Here is a 4,567-nt window from a genome sequence, read left to right on the forward strand (position 1 = left end):
CTCCGAGAGGTCTTCCCGCTGCCCGACCCCGCCGTTCTCGGCTTCGAGGCCGCCGGCACCGTCGACGCCCTCGGTCCGGGCGTGACCGGCGTGATGCCGGGTGACGAGGTCGCCGCCCAGCTGCCCACGCTCGGCGGGTACGGCGAATACGCCCTCGCCTCGTCCTGGACCGTCAAACCGGCGACCGTCAGCTGGGCCGACGCCGCAGCGCTGCCCGCCTCGGCCGAAGCCGCCGTCGGCGTCCTGCGTCAGCTCGGCGTCACCTCCGGCGAGACTCTGCTCGTTCTCGGGGGCGGAGGCTCGGTCGGTGTGATCGCCACCCAGCTGGCCGTGTCCCAGGGCCTCACAGTCTTCAGCGCCACCGGCCCCAGCGACGAGCAGTTCGCCAAGGATCTCGGCGCGATCCCGGTCCGCTACGGATCGGCGCTCCTCGCGCAGATGCGCGCGCACGTCGGCAAGGTGGACGCCGTCCTCGACGCCGGAGGCAAGGGCGGCCTCCGCGACGCTGTCGAACTCGCGGGCGGCCCCGCGCGCGTGATCACCCTCGCGGACGAGCACGCGGCCGACTTCGGCGTCGCCCTCTCCGCCCCCACCCCGGACCGTGCCCCCGACGCGGTCGAGCAGACCATGCCACTACTCGCTTCCGGGCAACTCCGCCTGCGCGCCCAGCGGCTGCTGCCGATGCGGGACGCCGCGCGGGCACACGCCCTCCTCGAAGCGGGCACAGCACACGAAAAGCTCATCCTCACCGCTTAGCGGCCTATCGCAGCGTACTGTCAAGATCAACCGCAAGGGGAGCCAGATGGAGAGCCCGATCGAGGTGGTGCGCAGGTTTTGCGCGGCGTGGTCGGACAACGCCGGGGCCGCCGAACTGGCAGCATTTTTCACCGACGACGCCGTCTACCACAACATCCCGCTGGCGCCGATCACCGGCCGGGAGGCCATCGCCGACACCATCACCTCGTTCATCCGCCCTGGCCCGCCAGGCATTGAGCACATCGAGTTCCGCGTCATCAACATCGCGGCCGACGGACCGATCGTGATGACCGAGCGGGTGGACGTCTTCAAGCTCCCCGGCAAATCGTTCGAACTGCCGGTCATGGGGACCTTCGAGGTCACTGATGGCAAGATCAACGCCTGGCGCGACTATTTCGACATGAACCAGTTCACCAGCCAGATGGGATAAGGCTGGACCCCGGCTCAACGCTCGAGCTCACATTGAGGTTTTTCATCCCGAGCACCGCCTTCAGCCACCGACCCGAACGGGCGTACTGCAGTGTTCCTGGGTGGCCGCCAAGGGAGTGCATCCTGCGGTACAGGGGAGACTTGCTCTGCACCGCAGGATGCGGCGGTCATGTCGAACGGACCGGGACTTGCTTCCCTGCCGCCAAGATCTGCCAACCTGGGGGAACGGCTTGCCACGGTCCGCAGTTGAGGCCCCGGGAATCGGCCGATTCTGTCTCTCGCAGGCCACGCCGTCAGTCCGGCTGGGCGGCGAACAGTTCCAGGTGCGCACAGGTGGGACAACGATAGGCATCGATCTGCCAGCGGGGTCGGCCCATCCTCTTGGCATTGCCGAGCGGGCCACGCTTAAGGGGACCCGCGATCCACCGCGCGAACCCGCGAGCGCCTTGTCCGGAGTCCTCGACGAAGCCCAGCTCCAGCCCCACTGCACCGCATTGGGTGCACCGTATGTTGTTCATCGGCGGAGTGTAGTGAGCCGCAGCGGGTACGTCAGGTGGAGTCAGAGGGCGGTATGTGACGTGATGCCGCCTTTGTTGTCGCTGGAACGTGTGGCACAGGCGTATCGGGACTGACCGGGGAGTCCTCTCGTGCTGGAGTGTTCCTCGTGAGCGACCGCCAGCCCTACAAGAGCGACTTGTCCGACGAGCGGTGGGCCTTGATCGAGCCCGTCATCGCCTCCTGGAAGGCTCAGCATCCCTCCGTCAGCGGCCACCAAGGCGCCTACGAGATGCGGGAGATCGTCAATGCCCTGCTCTACCAGTCCCGTACAGGCTGCCAGTGGGACTACCTCCCCCACGATCTACCACCGGTCGGAGCGGTGAAGTACTACTTCTACAAGTGGCGCGACGACGGCACCGACCAGACCATCCACGACCTGCTGCGCTGGCAGGTCCGCGAGAGCCGGGGGCGCAAGGCCGACCCGAGCCTGGTGGTGCTCGACACCCAGAGCCTGCACGCGGCCGTCGGGGTGCCCGCCGACACCACCGGAAGGGACGCGGCAAAAAAAGTCCCAGGCCGCAAGCGCGGCCTGGCAGTTGATGTTCTCGGTCTGGTGATCGCGGTGGCGGTGCTGGCCGCGTCCGCGCACGACAACGCCGCCAGCATCGCCTTGCTGGACAAGGTCGCCGCCGGCACCGACACGGTGCAAAAGGCCCTGGTGGACCAGGGGTTCAAGACCGCCGTCATCGACCACGGGCAGAAGGTGGGCATCGACGTCGAAGTCGTCGAGCGCAACCCGGCAGCCAGCGGGTTCGTCCCCCAGCCCAAGAGGTGGGTGGTGGAACAGATGAACGGGATCATGATGCTGCACCGCAGGCTGGTACGGGACTACGAGCACCGGCCCGCCTCCGCCGAGTCGAGGGTGTACTGGGCCATAAGCGACCGGATGGCCCGGATGCTCACCGCGACCTCCACCCCCACCTGGCGCGGCGCGTGAGCAACAGCGAGCTGACCTTGGGAGCGGTGCTGGCGCGACTGGAGGAGCAAGAGCGCGAGATCGCCGCGCAGGCCGAGGCCACGCGGGGACGCATCGCGGAACTCAGCGCGCAGCTGGAGGAGTTCGACCGCATCGCCGAGGAGGTCCGCATCACCCGCAAGACCCTGCTGGCGCTGCCTGATCCGTCCCCGCCGACGCCGCCGGCCGCGGAGCTGCCGGACCATCCGGCCTACCGGCAGATCATGGCGGTGTTCGCCGCGGCCGACACCCCGCTGCGGGCTCGGGCGGTCTGCGAGGCGATGGATCTGGAGATCGCGCCCAACAACATCAACAACACCCGCCTGAAGCTCAAACGGCTGACCGAGCGCAGAATCCTGGTCGAGACCGAGCAAGGTTTGTTCACCCAGCCGCGGCCGTAGCCCCCCCCCCCCCCCCCGGCGACGCCGCAGCCGGCGCGCTTCCCCCTCCTGAAAGAGGTGTATCTCCACAACGACCCCTACACCGCAAAGGCCGGGACCACGCCAGGCCCTTTGGCAAGGCAGCGCATGGACTTCCTCCTGCTGCTGCCCCACAGGGTGCGCCTGGTCCTGGAGGTCGACGGCCAACAGCACTATTCGGCCAACGGCAAGGCGAACCTCGAGCTGTATGCCCAGATGGTGTCGGAAGATCGGCAGTTGAAGCTTTCCGGCTACGAGGTCTACCGCTTCGGCGGCCTCGAGCTCGACCAGAACGCTGGTCCTCGGGTAGTTGCCGGCTTCTTCCGAGAGCTCTTCGGGCGTTACGGCATCCCTCTGCCGCCCACGCAGCATCACGGCTGAACAACGATTCCGACGCTCACTACTGAGACCTCGGCTCCGACTTCCACCAACGCCTGATCTACCCCGCCCGCCGTACCTGCGACCTGGTCTGCGAGCTCGAGGAGCGACTTCACTCCCCACCTTTCACCCGAAGATGTCCCAAAGTGCATCACCGACGTGGTCAATCGCCCCACCAACGGCGTTTACCGCGTCTTCGCCGGCGCTCAGTATGTCGTTGAGGGTGTCACCCGCAGTCCCTAGTGGATCCTGCAGCAAGTTGCTGACCGCGCCAACCGCGAACGAAGTTACGCCGGCCAGGGGATTGGGTCCCGAAATCGTTAGTACAGGCAATTTGATCGTGCTTGTGGTACCCCAATGGATACCTACTTCCGCCTTCAGCCCGATCTCACCGCCGAGACCGTAAGACTTACCCCCGATCGAGACAGAGACTTGTCCTCCCAGCTCACCCGCACTCGCGCCAGCCTCCGCACCGGTTCCGTCCGGTCCAATGTCCACGCCCGTATGGGCTGCAGGGCCTTCAGCGTGTCCAATACCCCCGGCCGAAATAACAGGGGTATCGACGGAGAACGAGGCATCCACCCTTGCTGTAGTGACTTCGGCGTATCCCTTGGCTGTTAGTTTGTCGCCATCAAACGAACCGCCGAATTTCGCAGTTCCGACCTGCAGGCGCCCGTTCGCCGTAACACTGACCTCTCCCACCTTCACTCTCAGCGTTCCGCTCTCGTCGACTGCCCTATATTCATAGGAGATACTCTCTCCGTGGAACTTAATGTCGCCAATCGGTATAGGTTGTTCTGTCGAAGCTGGCACTTCCCCCTCATGCGCCCTAAGGATCCCGCTAGCGTCACGAAGGTTGCTTCGGAAACGCAACGTACCCCCTGCCGCCGACTGAGGCGTGTGGCGCCTTGCGCAGGAAAGGGGGTTAATGCGAAGCTTGGCCGAAAAATAGAAGGAATCTCTGTCCTTAAACTCGTTCTCGGACATGCCCCAGCGCACCCACTGGGTGCCGTTGCCTGGTTGCCAGACGGCGGCGAAACGGCCTTCTTCGATTATGAGTGAGGTGATGCGG

7 protein-coding genes are annotated in these 4,567 nt (G+C 65.8%); 5 read left to right on the forward strand and 2 right to left on the reverse strand.

Annotation, left to right across the window (positions count from 1 at the left end; translation table 11 throughout):
- Together KVT45_RS54555 and KVT45_RS54560 are read left to right on the forward strand one after the other, a co-directional pair.
- A partial coding sequence (locus KVT45_RS54555; RefSeq protein WP_217562495.1) for a zinc-binding dehydrogenase occupies positions 1-756 on the forward strand: 756 nt, incomplete at its 5' end.
- A 46-nt stretch (positions 757-802) separates the two neighbouring features.
- The gene (locus tag KVT45_RS54560; protein WP_217562497.1) at positions 803-1,186 is read left to right on the forward strand and encodes a limonene-1,2-epoxide hydrolase family protein; all 384 of its coding nucleotides are present in this window, start codon (positions 803-805) and stop codon (positions 1,184-1,186) included.
- Positions 1,187-1,478: 292 nt separating this feature from the next.
- On the opposite strand, the gene KVT45_RS54565 is transcribed toward KVT45_RS54560, so the two are convergent.
- Entirely contained in the window at positions 1,479-1,703 is a 225-nt protein-coding gene (locus KVT45_RS54565) for a hypothetical protein (protein WP_217562499.1), read from the reverse strand.
- 146 nt (positions 1,704-1,849) lie between these two features.
- Between KVT45_RS54565 and KVT45_RS54570 the strand changes: the two genes are divergently transcribed.
- From KVT45_RS54570 to KVT45_RS54580, 3 genes are all read left to right on the forward strand, one after another.
- On the forward strand, positions 1,850-2,680 hold the full coding sequence (locus KVT45_RS54570) for an IS5 family transposase (protein WP_217562501.1): 831 nt from the start codon (positions 1,850-1,852) through the stop codon (positions 2,678-2,680).
- The gene (locus KVT45_RS54575) at positions 2,677-3,099 is read left to right on the forward strand and encodes a hypothetical protein (protein WP_093879303.1); all 423 of its coding nucleotides are present in this window, start codon (positions 2,677-2,679) and stop codon (positions 3,097-3,099) included. The genes KVT45_RS54570 and KVT45_RS54575 overlap by 4 nt, the downstream gene beginning before the upstream one ends.
- A 126-nt stretch (positions 3,100-3,225) precedes the next feature.
- Positions 3,226-3,498, forward strand: a complete 273-nt coding sequence (locus KVT45_RS54580) for a hypothetical protein (protein ID WP_217562503.1) — start codon at positions 3,226-3,228, stop codon at positions 3,496-3,498.
- A 123-nt stretch (positions 3,499-3,621) separates the two neighbouring features.
- Here KVT45_RS54580 and KVT45_RS54585 read toward each other — a convergent pair.
- On the reverse strand, positions 3,622-4,567 hold a 946-nt coding region (locus KVT45_RS54585; RefSeq protein ID WP_217562505.1), incomplete at its 5' end, for a hypothetical protein.

Origin of the sequence: Streptomyces sp. GbtcB6 (assembly GCF_019091475.1) — a bacterium.
In the GTDB taxonomy this organism is placed as follows: domain Bacteria; phylum Actinomycetota; class Actinomycetes; order Streptomycetales; family Streptomycetaceae; genus Streptomyces; species Streptomyces hyaluromycini.

Excerpts from the sequence above, each read along its gene's own strand:
- KVT45_RS54580 (WP_217562503.1), top strand. The coding sequence starts at position 3,226 with ATGGACTTCCTCCTGCTGCTGCCCCACAGGGTGCGCCTGGTCCTGGAG.
- KVT45_RS54560 (WP_217562497.1), top strand. The coding sequence starts at position 803 with ATGGAGAGCCCGATCGAGGTGGTGCGCAGGTTTTGCGCGGCGTGGTCG.
- KVT45_RS54565 (WP_217562499.1), bottom strand. The coding sequence starts at position 1,703 with ATGAACAACATACGGTGCACCCAATGCGGTGCAGTGGGGCTGGAGCTG.